Source organism: Paenibacillus paridis (assembly GCF_006345825.1).
Taxonomy (GTDB): domain Bacteria; phylum Bacillota; class Bacilli; order Paenibacillales; family Paenibacillaceae; genus Pristimantibacillus; species Pristimantibacillus paridis.
Genome location: NZ_VCIX01000081.1, coordinates 103320 through 125316 on the forward strand (window position 1 = coordinate 103320; position 21997 = coordinate 125316).

Annotated in this window: 14 protein-coding genes and 1 pseudogene; 12 read left to right on the top strand and 3 right to left on the bottom strand. The window is 48.2% G+C overall.

Annotation, left to right across the window (positions count from 1 at the left end; genetic code table 11):
- Nucleotides 1-11: 11 nt before the first annotated feature.
- Genes FJQ58_RS10435 through FJQ58_RS10460 form a run of 6 tightly spaced genes read left to right on the top strand, consistent with a single transcriptional unit; the run spans nt 12 to nt 12143 of the window.
- On the top strand, nt 12-3401 hold the full coding sequence (locus tag FJQ58_RS10435; protein ID WP_139993028.1) for a tubulin-like doman-containing protein: 3390 nt from the start codon (nt 12-14) through the stop codon (nt 3399-3401).
- A gap of 2 nt (nt 3402-3403) precedes the next feature.
- A complete protein-coding gene (locus tag FJQ58_RS10440) occupies nt 3404-5806 on the top strand; it encodes a transcription initiation factor TFIID (RefSeq protein ID WP_139993030.1) in 2403 nt (800 codons plus the stop codon).
- 59 nt (nt 5807-5865) lie between these two features.
- Complete coding sequence (locus FJQ58_RS10445; RefSeq protein WP_202915245.1) at nt 5866-7152, top strand: vWA domain-containing protein; 1287 nt, start codon at nt 5866-5868, stop codon at nt 7150-7152.
- A 22-nt stretch (nt 7153-7174) separates the two neighbouring features.
- Entirely contained in the window at nt 7175-7810 is a 636-nt protein-coding gene (locus tag FJQ58_RS10450) for a beta-mannanase (protein WP_139993033.1), read from the top strand.
- Between the two features lie 14 nt (nt 7811-7824).
- On the top strand, nt 7825-9084 hold the full coding sequence (locus FJQ58_RS10455; protein WP_139993035.1) for a TRAFAC clade GTPase domain-containing protein: 1260 nt from the start codon (nt 7825-7827) through the stop codon (nt 9082-9084).
- Nucleotides 9084-12143, top strand: coding sequence for a GAP1-N2 domain-containing protein (locus tag FJQ58_RS10460; RefSeq protein WP_139993037.1), 3060 nt, complete (start codon nt 9084-9086; stop codon nt 12141-12143). The genes FJQ58_RS10455 and FJQ58_RS10460 overlap by 1 nt, the downstream gene beginning before the upstream one ends.
- Before the next feature lie 173 nt (nt 12144-12316).
- Here the strand turns inward: FJQ58_RS10460 and FJQ58_RS10465 are convergent.
- Nucleotides 12317-13015 (bottom strand): annotated as a pseudogene (locus FJQ58_RS10465) (DUF3626 domain-containing protein); the annotation flags it as partial.
- On the opposite strand from FJQ58_RS10465, the gene FJQ58_RS10470 reads away from it, so the two are divergent.
- The 6 genes from FJQ58_RS10470 (at nt 13002) to FJQ58_RS10495 (ending at nt 19013) form a co-directional block, all read left to right on the top strand.
- Nucleotides 13002-13280, top strand: a complete 279-nt coding sequence (locus tag FJQ58_RS10470) for a hypothetical protein (protein ID WP_139993040.1) — start codon at nt 13002-13004, stop codon at nt 13278-13280. The pseudogene FJQ58_RS10465 and the gene FJQ58_RS10470 sit on opposite strands and share 14 nt — an antisense overlap.
- A gap of 293 nt (nt 13281-13573) precedes the next feature.
- Entirely contained in the window at nt 13574-13954 is a 381-nt protein-coding gene (locus tag FJQ58_RS10475) for a hypothetical protein (RefSeq protein WP_139993042.1), read from the top strand.
- On the top strand, nt 13955-14188 hold the full coding sequence (locus tag FJQ58_RS10480; protein ID WP_139993044.1) for a hypothetical protein: 234 nt from the start codon (nt 13955-13957) through the stop codon (nt 14186-14188). It begins immediately after the preceding gene.
- A 356-nt stretch (nt 14189-14544) separates the two neighbouring features.
- Nucleotides 14545-17547: an S-layer homology domain-containing protein gene (locus FJQ58_RS10485; RefSeq protein ID WP_139993046.1), complete on the top strand. Its 3003-nt coding sequence runs from the start codon at nt 14545-14547 to the stop codon at nt 17545-17547.
- Between the two features lie 354 nt (nt 17548-17901).
- Nucleotides 17902-18459: a hypothetical protein gene (locus tag FJQ58_RS10490; protein ID WP_139993048.1), complete on the top strand. Its 558-nt coding sequence runs from the start codon at nt 17902-17904 to the stop codon at nt 18457-18459.
- Between the two features lie 74 nt (nt 18460-18533).
- Nucleotides 18534-19013 carry an NUDIX hydrolase gene (locus FJQ58_RS10495; RefSeq protein ID WP_139993050.1) on the top strand — a complete coding sequence of 160 codons (480 nt, stop codon included), beginning with the start codon at nt 18534-18536 and terminating at the stop codon, nt 19011-19013.
- Between the two features lie 433 nt (nt 19014-19446).
- Here the strand turns inward: FJQ58_RS10495 and FJQ58_RS10500 are convergent, their stop codons facing one another.
- A complete protein-coding gene (locus FJQ58_RS10500; protein ID WP_139993052.1) occupies nt 19447-20595 on the bottom strand; it encodes a DHHW family protein in 1149 nt (382 codons plus the stop codon).
- Nucleotides 20596-20616: 21 nt separating this feature from the next.
- A complete protein-coding gene (locus FJQ58_RS10505) occupies nt 20617-21993 on the bottom strand; it encodes an MBOAT family O-acyltransferase (protein WP_139993054.1) in 1377 nt (458 codons plus the stop codon).
- Nucleotides 21994-21997: the final 4 nt, after the last annotated feature.

Here is a 21997-nt window from a genome sequence, read left to right on the forward strand (position 1 = left end):
GGTTGTAACGTATGAAACCAATTGTAAGAGAACATATACAGCAGCTTGACGTTTCGCTTGGCGGAGGCATTGTCAGCGAGAAAATCAGGGTAGACACGATAGACAATCCGATTCTCATTATCGGGCTTGGCGGTACCGGCATCGATGCGCTGCTGCGCTTGAAATACCAAATTAACCGCCGCTTTAAGCTGCCGGCTGACCCGGTCTCCAAGAGAAAACGCGAGAAGCCCGACAATGTGGAGTTTCTTGCCTTTGAAACGAATGAGCAGGACCGCAACAAAAAATATAAGGGCATCGGCCTTGATCCGATCAATGAATTCGTGCTGCTGTCGAACGCCGAGGTAGGCGGCCTGCTGCAAAACCGCAGCATTTTGGAGCCGTATATTACCGATTGGCTATCCCCGGAGCTGAGCATTACCGATGGCATGAACGGAGCGGCGGGGGTACGCCAGGCTGGGCGCCTGCTGCTGTTCACGAAGATTAATCAGGTCGTGCAGAGCATCGACAAAAAAATTAAAACGTTATCCGTCGGCACGAACAAGAAGCTGATGGTGTTCTTGCTTACAGGATTGTCCGGAGGTACCGGCAGCGGCTGCTTCCTTGATATTTCGTATATCGTCCGCGGAATTATCGAACGCGACCACGGCTCGGCGGGCATTGACCGCGTGAACACGCTTGGTTATTTGTTTACGCCAGATATTAACCTCGCGAACAAAAGCCTGAGCGACCATACGCGCGAGTATATTAAGAAGAACGGGTACGCTGCGCTTAAGGAACTGGATTACTGGATGAACGTGGACAGCAGGGGGGAACGCTTCAAGCAGCAGTACGGCAATATTTTGTCCGTGAACTCGCCGCTGCCGCCCTTTAACCTTTGTCATTTAATCTCAGCTACGAATGCGGAGGGCAAGCTGCTTGAGAATGCCTATGATTACTGCATGAACGTAACGGCGGAAAACATTACGAACTTTATATCCAGCGAAGAGAAGCAATCCGGCGAGGAATTCGCTATTCATGACTATATCAGCAACATTCGCACAAATATTGCGCAGATGAACAAGATGTATCCGGCCAACTACGATTACAACATTATCGGCGCATCCTCGGCGGTGCTCCCGATTGAGGAAATGACCACCTATTTAGCTTACCGACTCTTTAACAAAATGGACAAGATGTTCGAGAAGGCGCCGAGCCAGGATGACGTAGAGAAGTTTGCCCGCAAGCTGGGCATCGATCTGGAAACGATGATGAAGACGTTTGATTCGCGCGTGCCGGAGCCGCTGCCGGGCTTCGAGAACAGCGAGCGGCTCAGCTACAACAACGTAATCAAGATGCAGGCGGTCAACATGGACACCGAGCTGGAGCAAAACTTTTTGGCGCGTGCGCGGGAGGAATACATCAAGGCGAAGAAGCAGCTCCCAGGCGAGATTGTTGGCCAGTTTACCGATCAAATCCGGCGGACGTTCCTTCATCCGGAGCAAGGGCCGTTTTATGTTTCACGCCTCTTGTATACCGAGAAAGGCTTTTGCCTGCTGAAAATGCTGCTCTCCTATATTGAGACGCTGCGCGAGGGCTTGACGCGGCTTCCGCGGGAAATCGAAGCGGCGCGGGAGCAGGCGGAAGAGCGTATGGGCGATGCCAAAAGCGCGTTCGTGTCCAAGGACAAGAAGAAAAACAATTATATCGAAGCGAAAATCAATGAGTACTGGCTGCATGCCGACGTAGAGCGCATGGAGCAGCTTATTGAGTTTTACGAGGATCTTCACCAGCTCCTTAATAACGAGAATAACCGGATTTATAATGTGTTTACGGAAATTTTAAATGTGCTGAATACGATTTTCGCCAAAAACGGCGATCTTCTGACGAACGGGGAAGAACAGGCCGACCATAAAGGAAACAAAACGTACTATTGGAATATCGTCGGCGTGCCGGACATTTCGGATGTCATCAGCCGCCTGATGGATAAGAAGGACGGGGATGACCTGATCCGCGACTTTACGCAGGAGCTGCTCGACCATTCCAACCTGTGGGTGAAGGAACAGGAGGTCGATATCGTCAGCTCGATCTCGGAGTTTTTGACTGATAAATTCGGAGATCTGATTACTAAATCGATGGAAGAATTCCTCGTGATGAAATACGGCAACGACGAATCGATCGAGAAGTTCGTCGAGCGCCATATTGCGAGCAAGCTCGATGAGGAAGCAATTCCGGTGTTTCATCTCAGCAACAGCTCCGGCAATTTGCATGTGCCGTCATGGGGCTTCGTCTCGGTGCCGGTGCAGGCGCCTAGCATTTTGCGAGGCATCAAAAACTATCAAAACAATTCTATCGGCAAGTCGCACTTCACGATTAAGGAGAGCGAGGTCAAAAACCGCATTTTCTGGTTGAATACGAGAAACGGCGTGCCTTTATTCGTCTATACGCCGCTGAAAGTGTATGAGGAAAGCTACGAGCGGACCATTATGGACAAAGAAGGTATTGGGCGCCATCTGGTACAGACCGACCGGGTCAACTGGACGTTCCTGCCTTCCCCGATTCCGGAAAAGTCATGGGGAGATACGTACGTTAATCCGCGCGTAAAAAGCTATAACGCCAGAGTGCGCGCTGAATTTGTCCAAGCGGAAAGCTTCCGAATTATCGTAGAGAAGGGCATCGATAACAATACGAGCAGCCGTTATTCGGTACGCTTTACGAAGCCGTTTCATCTGTTGGAGGCGTTAAAGCCGTTCAATATGCAGCTTGATGCGGCAAAGCCGAATTTGGGTGAGGTTAAGCGGGCGGTAACGGAGCTTAAGCGGCTGTTGTCCGAGGGACTTGAGCTGGAGACGACGAAGGATATTTTCGGAAGCTTCACGGAGGAGCTGGCGCAGGAGAATCTTATTCGCTCTCCGGAGCAGCTAAGGCTTGTTCGCGAGGAATTGGCGAAGTATGAGGCTATTGCGGCGAAGGCGAGTGAGCTGGAGCAATTGCTGCTTTTGCACCAAGGCGAGGAGAAATGGCTCGATCAATTTATTGAGGCTCTTTATACAGAGACGATTTGCAAGAAGGGCGCCCTTTACGTATACGACCGTGACCCCGAAGAGGAAGCGTGGGCACCCTTTGCCAACCTGATGAAAAGCAGCAGCTATGTCGAATTCGAAGTGTTCGAGAGCTTCCGCCAGCTTGATGAGAAGAACCGCAGCCTGCTGATGCGCAAAGCCGCGCGCCGGGTAACGGAAGTGACAGCCTCGGAGGATACTTCGCTGCTGCTGGCGAAGCTGGAGGAGCTGTTCGGCAGCTTCCTGGATGCGCGCGAGCGTCTGGAGTACGAGAAGGTAGAGCTTGCCAATGGCGAGGAGATGTACCGCTTCTATAAGGAAATGACCACCAAGCTTAATGACATCCGCAGAAAGCTGAAATAACGATGAGAGCCTTGTTGGATCGATTCGCCAGCGATTATTCGGCCGCTGAACAGAAGCTAAGCGGTCTAGAGGATGATCAGAGCAGCATTCATTATCCTACGGTGTTCTTGTTTGTTGGCGATGAGGCGGGAGACGCTATTGAACCCATGATCCGGTCAAACGAACAGAAATGGGACAACAACGCCGGAGTCATCTATTTTCATGTGTCATCCGGGAGCGGCAAGAAGTTAGCAACCGCTAACGGTGAAGAGCATATAGGGAAATCGGCGGCCAAGGTCATTCGCGTAGCGCTTAACGGAGTCGCGGGCGGGCCAGAAGACAACCGTACGAAGCGCAAAGCGATCGGGGAGGCCTTCCACAAGGAAGGGCGGCATTTGGCTGAGCTTAACCGCGCGCTGCGGCAGGTCAGTGATACGATTGCGGATTACGGGAGGCTTTACGCCTCCTTTGACCGGCTGCATCTTGCGGTCATTACGAGGGTGGATGATCCGCTAACCGTATTGATCCCGGAAATATCGCTCCTTGCGCAATCGATCTTCCAGCAGCTATTCAAGTCGGTACAAATGGATTTGTATGGCTTGATCCATGAACGGGAGCAATCGGAAACATTTGGTTATGCGAGTGCGGCGAGCATCAGCTTCCTCCGCGAGCTAGAAGGCATGCAGCGGCCCGATTATTCGTATTCCGCGCGGCTTCAGGTGACGGGAGACGGCTTGTCGATCCCAGTGAATCACCATGCGTCTCCGTTATTCGATCTTGTTTATCTGCTGTCTGATCGCGACGAGTGCGGCATGACGACGCTGAATGGGATGCTGGATAACTATGAAATCATTTGCCATGTGCTCCTGCTCAAAAACAGAAGAAGGAAGGAAGCGCAGGTTCAGTCAAGCGAAGCCAACTACAACAATGCTTCCTTCAAGAACAGCCTGATGTCCGAATCTGGCAGGCAAGGCTTCGTCTCAGCGGGGCTTGCCAAGGTGAAGCGTCCCAGCTATTCCATCGCCTTGACTGTGTTGTACCACTTCTTCAAACAATTGTCGGAGCGGCTTAAGCATGATCCGGAGCTAGGCAGCAAGGAGAAGCTTGCCTTTTTCGGGCTGGATGCGGAAGCCATTGAGACCCGTACGGCAGATATGCTTCCGGGCGAGGAGCTGCTGGCCGATATGGGGGGCCTTCTGACAAGCGGTATTCGGTATGAGGAGTTGCGGCGCATGACGTTGCGTGAGGCTGAAGACGCTTTGTACGGCGACAGCAGCGCGGCGTTCTTTCATAAGCATTTTACGGGCGTGGCCGAAGAGCGTCTGTATGAAGTAAAAGCTGCGCTGGAGCTGCGGAGAGCCGTTAGCCGCAACTTAAGGGAGCATCCAGGCATCAGCTTCTATCAGGTTGCGGAGTGGAGCGACGAGAAGAACGAGACCGGCAGCATTCCGGCAGCTGTACGCGCCCGCATGCGCGACTTGGTAAGAGAAATCGATCTGGCTCAGGAAGAGCTGGAGCGGGCAAGCAACCTGCGGGTTGATGACTTAAAGATCAAGCGGCTGCCATTTATGGATAAACAAAATTTACGCGCGCTAACTAGAGCTTTGTTCGATACGGTATATCGAATGAAGTGGCAGCTGCTGCGCCTTGAAACGGAGCTTGCCTTGTACAGGAAGTTCATCGGCGAGATGGAGCAGCTGCATGGCGAGTATCAAGCCCGCGTGGCTCAAATGACAGGGCTGGAAGCAGAGCTCAAAGAAACGGCGCTGCAGAGCATCCGCATGGCGGATGACTATATCGGGCAGAACATTTTCGATTATTACGATCGAATAACGGAAAATGCCATGAAGGATTTTGAAGAGAAGCGCGGCAAAGGCGCGTTCTTCGAGGAACGATTGATAGGCAGCGTAGAGGAGCTTCTGGCGCTTGGAGACCAGGCATTCACCGAGCGTCTGGTCGACGTTTGCCGCAAGCATATTTTGACGGCGGAGCCTTTCGCCCAGACCTTCGAGGAGGAGCTGCTGCAGCGGGCAAACGTATCGGTTGCTTACACCAACCGGAAGGCTTTGTCGCGGGATGAGCTGTTCCAGAAGCTCTACCGGATGCTGGAGGACCACGCAGCGATTCATATCCGGCTGCTTGATTACACTCATGAGCATCGTTATGAGGAAAAATATTTGTTCGGTGACCGTGGCAGCGAGTTTATCCGTTATGCGCTTGGCATTGATGATAGCTCGCGCATCTACAAGCTGGGCTGCGTGCACGAGAAGCGCAGAAGCGGGGTCGAGAAGCTGAACCTGATGGGCGGCTTTCATTTGGAAGACCTTATGTATTACCGGAACGGCAAAGTCTATTACGAAACCTATTTGCAGAACGGGTATGAATTCCATGCGCTTGATTCGTCCCTTCTGCCTGAGCTTCGCTGACCGATCTACGTGAATCATCAGTGCGGTCTACTAGCAAGTGCGGAAAGGATGCTTACATCATGCAACGAAAAATAAACCTGCTGCTCCTATTGTTCAGCCTGATTGGCGGCGCAATCGGATTTGCAATCGGCGAGGTTATTCTTGGCTCTCTGCTAGGGACTTGGCCGCGTTTTGCCGTGGTTGGCCTCTACTTCGGTGTTCTTGCTTTGTGCATAGGCTTATTTTGCCTAATTGCCGAGCTAATAACGCCACGTCTGAACGGGAATTCCTGGAGACAGCGCTACACGGATTTATCTTGGAAGCTGCTTGTGCCGGCGACGCTTGTGCTGCTGTTTATTGTAGGCGGCTTGCTTCAGCTGCTGTACGGGCTGCATTTGGGCGGAGCCAAGCAGGTGAAGGATATTGTACTCGTTATCGATAATTCGGGAAGCATGCTCGAGACTGATCCGGATAACGAGCGCTACACGGCTGCTAAGCAACTGATTGACAATATGGATGACGACAAGCGGGTAGCGATTGTCATGTTCAGCAACACGGCGGAATTGCTTTTGCCTTTTGTCAATGTAAGCTCGCAGGAGAAGAAGAACGAGATCCATGCAGCCATCGATGCTATAGAGCCGACGGACGGAGGCACAGACTTCAGACTTGCGCTGTCGGAGGCGATGAAGACGATACAGGGTGAAACGGGCTTCGCACGCGGCACCATGGTTATTCTGCTCTCGGACGGCTTTAGCGAATCGAGCATTAACCAACAAATCGAGGATTATAAAGAGCAGCAAATTGTCATTAACACCGTAGGGCTTAGCGTGGTCGATACGAGAGGCTCAGCCTTGCTGCAGCAAATCGCGGACGCTACGGGAGGCAGCTATTACGACGTGACCGAAGCAAACGGCGTGTCACTCGTTTTCCAAAACATTTACAAAAAGCTTGATAACCGGACACTCTTAACGGAGCGTAAAGGCACGCTGGAAGACAGTACGCTCTACATGCTGCTGCGTATTCTGGCCTTTGCTCTCATTGGCGCAGCAATCGGGGTATCGCTCGGGCTGGTGTTTGATAACCGTTTTCTGGCGCTTAGCTTTGGCGCAGGCGGAATTGTAGGCGGCATAGCTGCCGGTTATATTTTGGATTATGGCTTGTCGGGGCATGACTTTACCGACGGGTTCTGGCGCTTTATCGCTGCCCTTGTGCTGGCGGCCGTTATAGGGCTGTTTACGCTGATTGTACCGATTAGGGAGAACAGCGGCACGAAATCACGCGGAGGCGGAAGAAAAGGCAGCGGCTCGGCGCTTCCCTCCGCGGGCATGGGCGGACGGTCGAAGGATAGCCGCAGCCATGGTTTTTAACTGATTCAGGAGGCGAATAGACATGCGTTTTATCGACGCGGAGAAGGATACTCCGGTGATCAGCGGGCTGACCCGGATGATGGAGGAGGACCGCTGCACGCTGCGCTGGACCTGGCCGCGGGAGATCGAGGCGGTTTATATTGGGAAAGCGCCTGCTGAGCATGCGGATTCCATGGCCGGGGACATCGGAAACGCGAAGCTGTATACGCGGGCGGAATATAAGGCAAACAATGGTTACCACAGCCGGATTGAAGGCATTGGCCGTTATGTATTTACGGTCTATGCCTGTCTGGAGGGCAGCGGGGGCTCGCAGCTCGTTCTTCAGCAGGATGGCAATAATCGAATCGAAATCAGTGCCGGAAAGGCTAAAATATATTATTCCGTAACGGAAAAGAACGGTTTCTTTAGAAAGTTCAAAACGGTTCAAATTCAGGTGACGACGGAGGTTCCAATAGCGAAGGAGGTGCTCTGCTACGTAAAGAAGCAGGGCGGTTATCCTTCGAATAAAGAAGATGGGATGCTATATCCGTTCGTTGCCCCGTTTGCGGCAGGACGAAACGTGCTGCCAGCCATCGAGGTAGGCAAGCAGGATTATATCCGCTTGTTCTTTACCGACGGACGGTCACACGGGCAAATGTATGATTTGATTTCAGAATAAAGGAGGAAGATCGCATGGGCATTTTCGATCTTTTCAAGAAAAAACCGGAAGCCAAGCAGCGGCCGTTGTTTTATGACATTGTCTGTCCCTATTGCTTCAGCAAATTTACGCCAGACGAGGCTGTGTTTCGCGCCACCCATTCCCGCGAGGACGATGAGGACTACGCGCTCGGGGAAGACGAGGCGCTGAACAAGTACCGTGAGCGCTTTGGCCTAGACTCTGTGCATGACATGGAAGCGGTGCTCTATCCGGTTGACGTGCCGGAGGAATACCGCGTGTACTCGGATCACGTGCTGATTGGGCTGCATGACCGGTATGGCGAGCTGACGCGCAGAAGGCTTTGCCCGAAATGCCACAATGAGCTTCCCGTGACTGCTGGCAAAACGCCAAGCAACATCATTTCCATCATCGGAGCATCGCAGGTTGGCAAATCAGTGTATATGACTGCCTTGATCCATACGCTTCAGAACACGACGGCTGATCATTTTGACGCGGCCTGCATGCCGCTGAACGCGGAGATCAGCCGCAAGTTCCGCACCTATTATGAGGAGCCCTTATTCGAGCGTGGAGACTTGCTTGCTTCTACCCAAAAGGAGAAAATGCAAGAGCCGTTTATTTTCCAATTCGTCTTTAAGGATGAGACGAAGCCGCCGCTTACGCTCGTATTCTTCGACGTGGCGGGCGAGGGAATGGTAGAGCAGGATTACCTTGGCCTGCACGGACAGCATATCAAAAACTCGGCAGGCATTCTGCTAATGGTTGATCCGCTGCAAATTCGCTCCATCCGCGAGAAGATCAGAATGAACCTTGGCGATAAGCCTGGCGAGTGGGTTTCCCAATACGATGAGCCGCGTGATGTCGTGCTGACGATGTTCGGCGATTTCATCGCTTACCAGGAAAATAACAAAACGGATATTCCGACGGCCGTCGTGTTGACGAAGAGCGATATGCTTCATTCCCTTAAAGACGAGGATGGAGAATACATCAAATCGAATAGCAATATTTTTAACAATATGGTGCACCGCAATTATTTCAACCTGACCGAGTTTGAAAATATTGATGGCGAAATTCGCCGTTTTATTGAAAAGGTCGATCGTCCGTTCAAGGGGACGATGGACGTTTATTTCAAGGATACGGCTTATTATGCGGTATCGGCGCTTGGCAGTAACCCCGTGGATCAGAAGCTGCAAACCGTCGTGAGTCCAATCCGTGTGGACGAGCCGTTCGTATGGCTGCTCTACAAGCTGAATTATATTGAGGGGAGAAGAGAATAGTGCGCGATTCCATGCCCCGTAGTAGCATTCAGCAGCAGATGTACGCACGGGAGAGACGCGGTATTTTCAGATCCACGGAAGGTTATGACACGATTGCGAGGTCAAGCGGGCTAGAGCCGGCATATATCAAAAAAGTGCTTCATCCGTTCTGCGTCTACGATGCGCCAACGGAGCTTGCGACGCGCGGCGAGAAAGACGGCAGCGCCTATCCAGAGACGATGCACCTGCTTCATCTCGACAACGGCGATATTCTCCTTGGGCGCAGCGTGTACAAGGCGGTGGATTTCACCGGTCTGCGCAGCGCGTTCTTTACCCATAACTACTTGATACCTGCGGGGCATGAGGATGAGTCTGCCGAACGGTATGAAAGCTGGCTGCGTGCTTCCTTCGAAGATCAATACGATATCGAGAAAGGGACCGAGCTTGCCGAGCTAGCGAGCCTGCCGACAACTAGGGCATCTGCGATCAAACCGTCCTATCGCTCGACATTAGCGCTCCTGAATATTGGAGAGATTCCATTTAAGCAGCTGCTGTATGCAGTAATGGCTGCCGTTGGCGGAGGCAAGAAGAAGATTTATGTCTCGCTTGATGTGCCGATTGTACAGCTGCCGGAGAAAGCGAGGCAATTGCTGAACGTCCTCTATGCGAGTCTGCCGTACGCTTACCGAAAGCAGCTTGGCTTCATGACGTATGCGAAGGAGCCGCAAAGCCGGAAAGGCGTGCATCTCACCTTCGTTGAACAAGGGAGCCTTCGCGCTAGCGACCGGAGCATCGAGAAGGATTATACGTTTGATTTTGCGAGCGGCCGAATTACGAATGTAGATTTGGATGGAGCGGACCAGCCGTATTTGGATTTTGCATGGGATAATCTAGAACGACCATCGCGTGCGGACGGCTTTTACCCATTCGCTGAGCTAATGCTAGCCGACATGGGGGAGGAAAGGAAAGTCTCTGCTGCCAGCTATCATGAGCTTTGCGTCATCTATCAGATCGAGGAAGGCAATGAGTCACTGTATGAAGCGCATAAAAGCGCGGTGCTGCGCGGCTTGCTCGATTACTTGCAGCCTTCCGGTGCGCTGAATGCCAAGATTCGCCTGTCAGATGTGCTTCTTTCGCGATTCGATTATGAGTTTGACCGCGTACGGCAAGGTCAGGTTCCGGATGCGTTCATCGTCGACGTATTTAAGGAATATTACCGAATTGACGGCAAATACTTTGAAGGGAAACTGATATCCTTTTTCCTCTCCGCGCTAAATAACTCGAGCAGACTCAGTGACCAAGCAGCAGTAGAGTCATTATATGACGGTGTAGAAAGCAATGCTGATTTCAGCTATGCGTTCTTCCGGATGCTGATTGCGGATTCGAGGTTGATGGGGAGCTTGTTTATCCCTTATTTGGAGAGAAAACTTCAAGCCTTGTCGGGAGCAGGCAGCGTGCTCCAATTGATCGAGCATTGGGGAAATGCTTATCCGAAGCTGTTTGACTATGAATCGTTTCAAGCGCTAGTTCGAGAGCAGCTTACGGCAAAGCTGGAGCGTGATCGATATTCGCTGCCAGCAGTTCATACGGTACTCGAGCAGCTGCGCAGGATTGAAGGAGAGTCGAGAGCAGGGACACCGAAGCATTCATTCGATGGAGCGGCGGAGTTCTACCAGGAACTGGAACTAGCGCTATATCGGAAGATGCTCGCTGAGATGAATCTGGATCGATTGACTAAAGAGCAGCTCTTGTCAGCCGGCTTCCTCTCCCATAAGGAGCAGCTGCAGCGCTGGAACGGCAAGCTGCAGGACCCTCGGGAAAGAACGGCCGCGCTCAAGCTATTGGCTTTATATGAATGGTTCGCGCTGCCGGAGCCATCGGATCGACTATTTAATCGGCTGTCACCGGCGGAAATCGATGATGTTCAACAGGCAGGGAGACGGCTGCTAGAGGAACAATTGGAGGAAGGAGCGTGGCCGCGCCTCGTGTTGGCGTTTTTGAGCAGCTCCGATACGGAAGTTGTGGACAATACCGAGCTGCTCGATTATTTGCATCGAAATGCTGCGAATAAGGAAACCGTGTACCGTTTCTTCCAATGGTCTGAGAAGCAACCGGAATTTATGCGCCCGAGGGGTTTTGTGCCAGCGTATATTACGGCAATCGTCGCTTATTTCACCAAATATGACCGTGAAGCGTTTAAGAAGCGCGCGAATTGGAAGCAGCATTTTGATAAGGGAGGCCCTGCGCTTCAAGCGGTATACAAGCAGGCGAGTCGGGAGCTTTCTTCGAAAGCCCGATTTCCCTTTCGGAATGGCAAAGCGGCGGTAATCAGCTCCATCGCGTTATTGGGGATTATTATGGTCGTGGCCGGCCTCTTGTGGTCCAATTCGGACAAAGGCGACAACGGAAACGAAGGAGCGGGGCTGCCTGAAATTCAGCCTTCGGATGAAACGAAAATTCCGGGTGCGGATGTGGTTGTATTCGCGGAACAAAATCCGGCTGCTGAAGGAGCGGAGGCAACAACCTCACTGGTATTCCTATTCAAGAACGCGGCTGCCTGCGCGGACTTTAAGCCTGCTATTTTAAGCATCGCGGCCCCGGGGGTAGAAGCGGTTGAATACAAAGAGCTTGGTCTGGTAGCTAATTGCAGCACCGATACGGCGAGCCCAACTGCTCCCGCTGGAGATGGAACGGCTGCCGACAGTACCGCATTGCCTACCGATTCGACCACAGCAACGGGCACGGTTGAGCCATTGGGAACCATCGTACCGACGGATTCAGAAGAGCAGGTAGGGAAGCCGTCTGCATCACCGCCGCCTGGGGATCAGCCAACTGCTACGCCTGTCATAGGTTCGCAGACCGATGCTACAAACGTTGGAGAGACGGAAAGCCAAACTGATGCTGCTGGTTCAGAATCGGACCCTTCGGCTTCAACTCCTGAGGGATCTGTTGATGAGCAATCGTACGCTAGCCGAGTGAAGGTCAGCCTGGGCAAGAAGGCGGATATTCCGGCTGATAGCTTGATCCGCGTTGGAGATAAGGAGTACAGCTTGTCTGTCCTTTGGGTTGCAGCTGATTAACGAAATGAAAGAGTTAGATTAGTCCCAGTGCAAAAACAGTGGCAACGATAGACGAGATAGGTCTTCGGTTGCCACTGTTTTTTTATTTAAAGCAACTAGACAATTTAAACTGGAGGGCAGGAAAGCGACGGAAGGAAAAGGGGCAGTATTTCTCCTTCTATACGGGGAATTGTTCACTTTTTCATTGGCTTTCCATATCTCACTAAAACATGCCAGAGTAATTTTAATTCTTGCAAAACTTCTTTGTAGGTTCCTCTATCGCTCCAATCACTTGGATTTCGTTTCAAGTCCATGGCTGCAGAGCCAATCATGTTTACATCAATATAATCACTATGCGCAATTCTTTTGGCAAGTGAAGGCATAGAAGGACCTCTAAAATCCATAGGAACCTCATCAACCAAAAGTGTAAATCCCATGTGCCAGTGGAGATCAATGGAATACGTTAAACACATCTGTTCTAAGATTCGTCCTGTAGGAGTTCCTTGTAAGGATGGATCGGCAACAAGCATCTTTACGTCTTTTTTAAGAGAAATGTCACCGTGAACCTGAGCTTCGATATAGTGGTCAAGATTTCGGTTGGGCTCTTGGGTTGATGGATTTTGGAGTGGTTTCTCAAGATTGACGAGCATATGGCTGATTAACTTTTGAACCGTCAGGTTACTTTCACCGATGGCAAAACCACTATAGTACGCATCCCTCATGAGAGCAGCCAAAATGAGGTCAAATTCCTCATATGTTCCCTTTTCTATGGGGTCTTGGTGAGAATCCAAATAAGTATACGTGCAACGACGAGAGACATCGGTGGATAAAAGGAAATAACATGAACCAAAACGTGGAGCAGGCCCATCGGGATGCAACATGACATTAATTGCGAAGCGTTTAATGAAGAAAACATTAGAATTGTCGTCTACATTAGTTTCTACCTACATGATTAATCTCGTATTCCACATCATCCTTATTATAGTTTGGGTATATTACTGCATTAATGTTCCGCTTGGCTGGGGGATTGAAACCTTACCTATTGGAGGAATTATATTAGGTTTAGGATCAATGGGTTTTAGTACAATAGCAATAACTATTGTTTTGCTTCTTTTAAGACGTAATTGGTTAAACAATGTAAATAAAAAATATGAATAGACTCAGCTAGCGGGCAGAATCGTTTCAATATATGGTGATATATGGAACTATAAATAGTTTATTTATGAGAATGTTACTTTAAGGTTGGAATAGCGTTTAAATCTCATTGATTGGAATCGAGACGTGATGTTAAACTACCGCATAACGATAGTAGAATACAGCTATCTTCATCAATTCATTTTTGGGAATTTTGGTCAAGAACCGACACATAGTCCGTGTGCAGGTCAGATTATCATCAGCTTCACCTACAAGTGTTGAATGGCGATCTTCAACAAGGGGGAATCATCAAAGGCATGTTTAGTTTTTTTAAGCACAAATACAAAGTTTCCAAGCCTTCGCAAGTCCGTATTTCGATTGAAGAGCAGTTCGAAGAATTAGATAAATTAGGGATTAAATTAAAAAGGGAAATGGAAATCAGAGAAATATTAGATATGAAAATCAGAGATTATGAGGAACGCCCTTACATTCATCTCCTAATGAGTATGGGGAGGGAAAGAGACCGCATAGAATCTAACATGGATTTCTACCCGACTAACGACGTTTGGTGCTTCGATCGCGAATGTATTGAGGATCACGGGGATTATATTCAAAGATTAAAACGGATTGCGGTTATGGTTGACCCGATAATAAGCGTTACCAATATTCAGGATTACGTGGATATTGAAGCCGGTTAGGTGTGGATTGCCTTTAAAGCTAACGGTACGAACCGTCGCTATTCGCTTTCCGCGCATAGCGATTGGCTGAGCCTCGAAATTTTCACGATCTTTTCTGATTTGCTTGCTGCGAGCGGCAGCAGAAAAAGATTCTTCTTCGCGGATACTGGTAATGAAATATTAGTCGTACTTATTGAACCGGACCAGTTTCAGCAGTTGAACAAGTTAATAAATATCTTCATTCCATTTACCTAAGCGTAGAAGATATGTTCATTGGAGAGCTCAACTAACGGGACATGTTATTTCAATGAATTAGCGACAGTCTAGGAAGCTAATACTTAGACTTTGGCTGTGGTTGTTTTAAAAGCAATAATTACACTTAATCTAATATTTTATTTTAAATAAATAAATGTTGACGAATTTATGATTTATACTATAAGATACATAATGCAATACTGTGATAATGATTATCATTAGCGATTATTATACGACGTTAAAAATTATCTGTTTCTAAGAGCGGTTTTTTTTTGGTCAATTAATGAGAATGATAATCATTAATGATTCTAATTGTCACCAGTATTTATTTTCTACATAAGGAGAGGTTAACCGAAATGTTGGGTAGTTTATTTGAAACAAATGTGAAACAAAAGGTTTCTATCGTGGTTTTGATCTCATTATTATTTTCTCTACTTTCAGGTTTTTCAGCAACGGTGCATGCAGCGCAGTTAGAGTTAACAGCTGTGACATTGAATTACGTCAAAAATTCGGACAAAAATGTATCGTATGACAGTACTGTAGGTAGCAACTACTACGATGCGAAAACCTATGAATTTAATGGACAGAAGTATTTGCGCGTAAGCGTACTGGAATCAACGATTAATTTAAAACTTGTCATTGACGGCGTAATTCCGACAGAAGTGTCCTCCATTTATAATGCTGAAGACGTCGTCATCGCAAAAGTGTTTGATTATGCCATCGATAGCTTTACCGCTCCAATCGTTGGTCGAATTACGTACAGTGCAGGCGGCTTCCAGGGTAATCACCCAACTTATATTATGATCAATCAAGATGCTACTGCTCAAACGAGAGCGGCATTAAAAGCTAAGCTAGTAGAAGCTAACGCTTTGGAGAACAAAAGCGATGCGCTAACCCAAGCCATTGCAGCAGCAAGTGAAGTCGACCATTTGCTATCGCGTGAAGCTGAACTTCAAGCGCAGCTAACGGCGCTAACTGCAGCCATTGCCAAAGAAACAATGGAACTAACCGCAGCGACGTTGAACTACGTGAAGTATTCGGACAAAAATGTATCGTATGACGGTACCGTAGGCAACAACTATTACGATGCAAAAACCTATGAATTTAATGGACAGAAGTATTTGCGCGTAAGCGTTGTGCAATCCTCGATTAATCTGAAGCTTGAAATGGACGGCGTAATTCCGACAGAAGTGTCCTCCATTTATAATGCTGAAGACGTCGTCATCGCAAAAGTGTTTGATTATGCCGTCGATAGCTTTACCGCTCCAATCATTGGTCGAATTACGTACAGTGCAGGCGGCTTCCAGGGTAACCACCCAACTTATATTATCATTAATCAAGATGCTACTGCTCAAACGAGAGCGGCATTAAAAGCTAAGCTAGTAGAAGCTAACGCTTTGGAGAACAAAAGCGTTGCGCTAACCCAAGCCATTGCAGCAGCAAGTGAAGTCGACCATTTGCTATCACGTGAAGCTGAGCTTCAAGCGCAGCTAACGGCGCTAACTGCAGCCATTGCCAAAGAAACAGTGGAACTAACCGCAGCGACGTTGAACTACGTGAAGTATTCGGACAAAAATGTATCGTATGACGGTACCGTAGGCAACAACTATTACGATGCAAAAACCTATGAATTTAATGGACAGAAGTATTTGCGCGTAAGCGTTGTGCAATCCTCGATTAATCTGAAGCTTGAAATGGACGGCGTAACTCCGACAGAAGTGTCCTCCATTTACAATGCTGAAGACGTCGTCATCGCAAAAGTGTTTGATTATGCCGTCGATAGCTTTACCGCTCCGATCGTTGGTCGAATTACGTACAGTGCAGGCGGCTTCCAGGGTAACCACCCAACTTATATTATGATCAATCAAGATGCTACTGCTCAAACGAGAGCGGCATTAAAAGCTAAGCTAGTAGAAGCTAACGCTTTGGAGAACAAAAGCGTTGCGCTAACCCAAGCCATTGCAGCAGCAAGTGAAGTTGATCATTTGCTATCGCGTGAAGCTGAGCTTCAAGCGCAGCTAACGGCGCTAACTACAGCCATTGCCAAAGAAACAGTGGAACTAACCGCAGCGACGTTGAACTACGTGAAGTATTCGGACAAAAATGTATCGTATGATGGTACCGTAGGCAACAACTATTACGATGCGAAAACCTATGAATTTAATGGACAGAAGTATTTACGCGTAAGCGTAGTGCAATCCTCGATTAATCTGAAGCTTGAAATGGACGGCGTAACTCCGACAGAAGTATCCTCCATTTATAATGCCGAAGACGTCATCATCGCAAAAGTGTTTGATTATGCCATCGATAGCTTTACCGCTCCGATCGTTGGTCGAATTACGTACAGTGCAGGCGGCCACCAGGGTAACCACCTAACTTATATTATGATCAATCAAGATGCTACTGCTCAAACGAGAGCGGCATTGAAAGCTAAGCTAGTAGAAGCTAACGCTTTGGAGAACAAAAGCGATGCGCTAACCCAAGCCATTGCAGCAGCAAGTGAAGTCGACCATTTGCTATCACGTGAAGCTGAGCTTCAAGCGCAGCTAATAGCTCTAACTACTGCAGTTACGGATGAAACAAATCCAGGAACTGATCCAGGAACAGATCCAGGAACAGATCCAGGAACAGATCCAGGAACAGATCCAGGAACCGACCCGGGTACAAACCCAGGAACTGATCCAGGAACCGACCCTGGCACTAATCCAGGACCAGGTTCAAGTACAGGCAACACAGGTGGAAATACCACAACTAATCCTGGTGAAGATTCTTCAAACAACGAAGAAAATCCAGGAGAGGTTAAACCAACTCCTACTTTTAATGATGTTAAAAGCCACTGGGCTGCAAGTGTGATTGAGCGTGCTGTATCTCTAGGGATAGCTAATGGTTATGCAGATGGCACATTTAAGCCGAATGCTTCTATTAACCGCGCTGAATTTACAACACTGATTGCTCGTGCTTTCAAGCTCGATAAGGCAACAGAAACCGTTACTTTTGCTGATGATAATAGTATCCCAGCTTGGGCTCAGTCATTGATTCAACAAGTTGTTGCAGCAGGAATTATTAGTGGTTATGAGGACAACACATTCAGAGCAGCCTCAAATATCTCACGTTCTGAAATGGTTGTAATGGTGGTTCGTGCTCTCGGACTTGAACTGGAGTCTGCGGATTCCTTAACGTTTAATGATTCACAAAACATTCCTCAATTTGCGAAAGCATATGTTGCTACAGCTCTGAAGCATGGTTTGATTAAGGGGAAAACCGAAAATGAATTCGGAGCAAATCTTGAAGCATCAAGAGCTGAAGCATTAACGCTAATTCTTCGTGCAATTGATTATGCTGCACCTGTCGAAAAATAAGCCACAAACAACACGAATATCGTTTGTATTAATAATAGATGAACAGTGTATATCGTAAAAAAGGAAGAGAGCAAATCATAACGCTCTCTTTCTTTTTTTACTAATAACAATGTGATAAGCATCGTCACGGTGGTGAGTTATTCGTACAAGAAGATGGCACAACAAATCATGAATATGGTAATATTTGCAACAAGTTTATATCTGCTCTGGGATGCCAATTTGGCATCCAGTTTGAATATTTTGGCATTCCTCGGTTCTTTTTTGCTCAAAAACAACCTCATTGATCTGAAATGCGCAACTATTTCCTATTATCGCCGTCTAAATGCTAGGCGGAAATAAGAGGAGGACATTCTTTTGAAAAGATTATACGCTGTTTTATTCGCGTTGCTGCTTGTTACTGCAGGCTGCGAAGCAAAATCAAACTTGAATATAGAATCCGATACGGATCAACATATAGAAACAACTAAGGCACCAAACAAAATGCCGAAGGACATGCCCAGCACATTTAATTTCATGGTTCGCTTTGGTATCGGGACGGTCAACAAAAACGAGATTAACACGTTTCAAGGAACGGTTACAAAGGATTTGATCGAGAATGGGACTGCATCAGCGAAAATTAAATTTACAAAAGAAGAGTTAAACAGCATATATTTGAAAATGAGAGACATCAACATTATGGCCATACAGAATCTTTCGCCAGCAGTGAGCGGCTGCGAACGTGTACCTTTTAGCGAAGACATGTGGGAAATTAGCATTAATGGAGAAACGAATACCTTTACGTGGACGGATAAACATTGCAATTTGACGGATGAAGCTGAGCAGGTACTAGAGCTGCGGAGGCTTATCCAAGATATCGTAGAGGAAAAGCCGGAATATATAAAGCTGCCTGAAGCGGAGGGCGGCTATCAATAACGAAAAGTACAGCGAAGATACCGGGTGTTACTTATCCTCAGGCTGGTTAGAAATCATGGAGAGGAGGGCTCATGATGGGATATATCCAAGAGCTTAGAAAACTCGTGGGTACAAGGCCGCTTATTATGGCAGGAGCCTGTATTTTGCTGTGCGACGAAAGATCTTTGCTCTTGCAGCGGAGGTCAGATAACGGTTTATGGGGCCTGCCCGGAGGAGCGATGGAGCCAGGGGAATCGTTAACTGAGGTGGCGAAAAGGGAGCTTTTTCAGGAAACGGGACTGATTGCAAACAAGCTGGCTCTGTTCGATGTTTTTTCGGGTATTGAGTTGTATTACAAATATCCTCATGGTGATGAGGTGTTTAATGTCGTTACAGCCTATGTTTGTGTGGACTTTGAAGGGACGCTTGCGGGAGATGGCGAAGAGGTTTTGGATTTGCGGTTCTTTGATTTTGATGACCTGCCAAGCGAGCTTAGTCCGCCAGATAAACCTGTGATTGTTCGTTTTCTTGATCATGTAAAAGCTTCAGGGATTGTTCCATTAAGGGGGGAGTAAGCTGGGAATTGTAATTATCATTTTATTAGTGTTCATTATTGTGCTGCTGCTCCGTATGAACTCGAAGCTACCGAGCCGCGATTTGGCCAAAGAGGCCATAGAGCGTTACGAGGCGAAAAAGAAACGGGATCGCTGAGCTGACAATAAGCTGTTTTTATTCGTTTTTCGAGTGGCTTATTGAGTTATACGTAGTGACCTTGATTTAGAAGGAATTCATCCTTCTAAAATGGATTTATTTTATATTTGTATAAAATAGAAGGATTTTTTCCTGTTCATTTAACCAATTTCGGTTGTATTCAGCTGATTTGGCATTATTAACAGGAGAAAATCCATCTAAATGTCTCTAAATTCGAAAAATCTTTAAAATAGTGGGAGAAATTCCATCTAAATCAAATGAACAGGAGCGATGATTCTATCCGATTCCATGCCATGCCTAATACTTCAGCTTCAATAGATTCCGCTCGGTCATGAAGGTTGTTGTGTTAAAGAGCAGCAGTACGTCTTTGATCCCGTTTTGCTCCATGTATTCGCTGATGCTGCCGTTGTAGTAGCGAATGTCGATGACGTGGATATCCTTTACGTGCTGCGTAAGGAAAGGCAGAAAGCTGTGCGCGTAGGAATCCTTGATGACCAGCAGCTTATCCAGATCGGTTTTCTCTGCGGGCAGCTCGCTGTGAAGCGTCATTAGGGCATGAACGCCGCCGAGAAAGTACGAGTATTTGTCTTTTTTGGCTAAGTTGCTCTCATCGTACATGCTTTCGTAAGTTTGATCGGTATCCGCGACATACATCTCCGTTGCCAGCTTGTTTTTGGCCTTGTAGGCTTGAATCGAATCGGGCTTTAAACCGCTGAACTGGCTGCGTGTATGGTAGCTGCCCAGAAAAGAATTCGTTACGGTCTCGATGTCGAAGTCCGTCTCGGCTGCAGGAGTCCATCCCATTTGCTTAGCATAGGCGTCATAAGCGAGATAAGCGCCATATGTGGACCAGTGATGATCGGTTTTGTAATAAATGGGCTTGGAGCCGCTAGCTGCTGCACCTAAGATATCAAAACCGTCCATAAAAGAAAGACTGCTATGCAACTGCTCGCCGATTATGCTGTTTACCTTCGTTTGCGGATAGGCTTCTGCGAGCCAAGGCAAACGCTCAGGATACAAACCGATCGAGGTAGGCGCTAGCAAAAAAGATATTTTCGCATCCAAATGATTGAGGGCGAATTTCTCAACTGCGGCCGTGTATTCTTCAAGCTCGGTATAGTTGGGCTCGTTAAATTTTTCGAACAAATAGCCGTCCGAGCCTTTGTAAATGCCGTTATTCTCCTGCTGCAGGCGGAGCTGCTCTAGCAATGATTTCGTTGCTACCCAGCCGTTCCGGAAGGGGAAATGGTCGGTCACATAGCTTTCCGATTCATCGGAAAAGGTCTTAGACCAGAGATTGTCCCAAGTTAGCTTGGGCGCTTTCTGAAGCGTGCGATTCTCTACGTCAGAGAACACCTGCACAGGCAGCACGAAAAACAATAACGACAAGGCAAATAGAATGCTGACGAAGCCCCATACAAAAACGCGGTCCGTTTTCTTGTTCACCTCTATCAGCCTCCTTCACATTTAAAAACGGAAATATAAAAATGGATTGAACGTTGCGTCAACCAAATAAGCGACCGACATCAAGAACAGCGCAGCATGCCAGCCAAGCTGAACGGACGGCCACAAGCCGCGGCCTTCTTTCCGCTTCGGCATAGACGCCGCAACGAGCAATAGGATTAATAGGGCATTCGTATATAACAGGTAAAATGATTCTTGATTCCACAATGAGTTAGCCCCAAACATGGCAGCAAAATAAGCACCCATTGCTGACAGCTCATCAAAGGCGAAAAAGACCCAGCCGATCAGAATGAGCAGCAGCGCATAGAGATGCCTTACTGCCGCTGGCATCCGTTCAAGCCAGCGCAAGCCGAGCCATTTCTCGAACACGAGAATCACCCCGAAATACAATCCCCACAGGAGAAAGTTCCAGCTAGCGCCATGCCAAATGCCGGTCAGCAGCCATACAATCATAATGTTACGGAGCTGCTTCCACGGTCCTTTACGATTGCCGCCAAGCGGAATGTACACATAATCGCGGAACCAGGTACTAAGCGAAATATGCCAGCGCCGCCAAAAGTCGGTGATGCTTTGTGCCGTATAGGGGCGGTTAAAGTTCTCGTTAAAACGAAAACCAAACATTAAGCCGAGACCGATAGCCATATCGGAATAGCCGCTGAAATCAAAGTAGATTTGAAAGGCAAAAGCGATAATGCCTAGCCAAGCAGTCAAGGCAGGCAGCGTATCGATGCTGGAGCTGGAAATCGTATGCCAGAGCAACCCGATGTTGTTGGCCAGCAGCACTTTTTTGGCGAGTCCAATAATGAATCTGCGCACGCCCTCCGCAAATAGCTCCGTGCTGACGGTGCGGTGGCGCAGCTGTTCCGCGATCGTCGAATATTGAACGATCGGCCCGGCAACAAGCTGCGGGAACAGGGCAACGAAGGTCGCGAAGTCAAGCCAGTTGCGCTGTGCTTTCGCGGTTCCTTTGTAAATATCAATAATGTAGGACATGGACTGAAACGTATAAAAAGAAATGCCGATAGGCAGCGCAAGCTCGGTTAACGGGATTTGCGTACCCAGCAGTCCATTAACGTTTTGTATAAGGAAATCAGCGTATTTAAAATAGCCGAGCAGCGTTAAATTAACGGCAATAGAGGCGACAACAATCCATTTTCGCTGCAGGCTGCTGCGCTTCGGATTGCTTAGCAGCAAGCCGAAGCCGTAGTCCGTAACCGTGGAAAGCAGCATGATCGCGATATATACGGGCTCGCCCCAAGCATAAAAAATGAGGCTTGTCACGAATAAGACGAGGTTTTTCAGTCTCCACGGGGATACGAAATAAAGCAGCAGCACAGCAGGCAGAAAGAGAAAAAGAAAGAGAAGGCTGCTGAATACCATACTC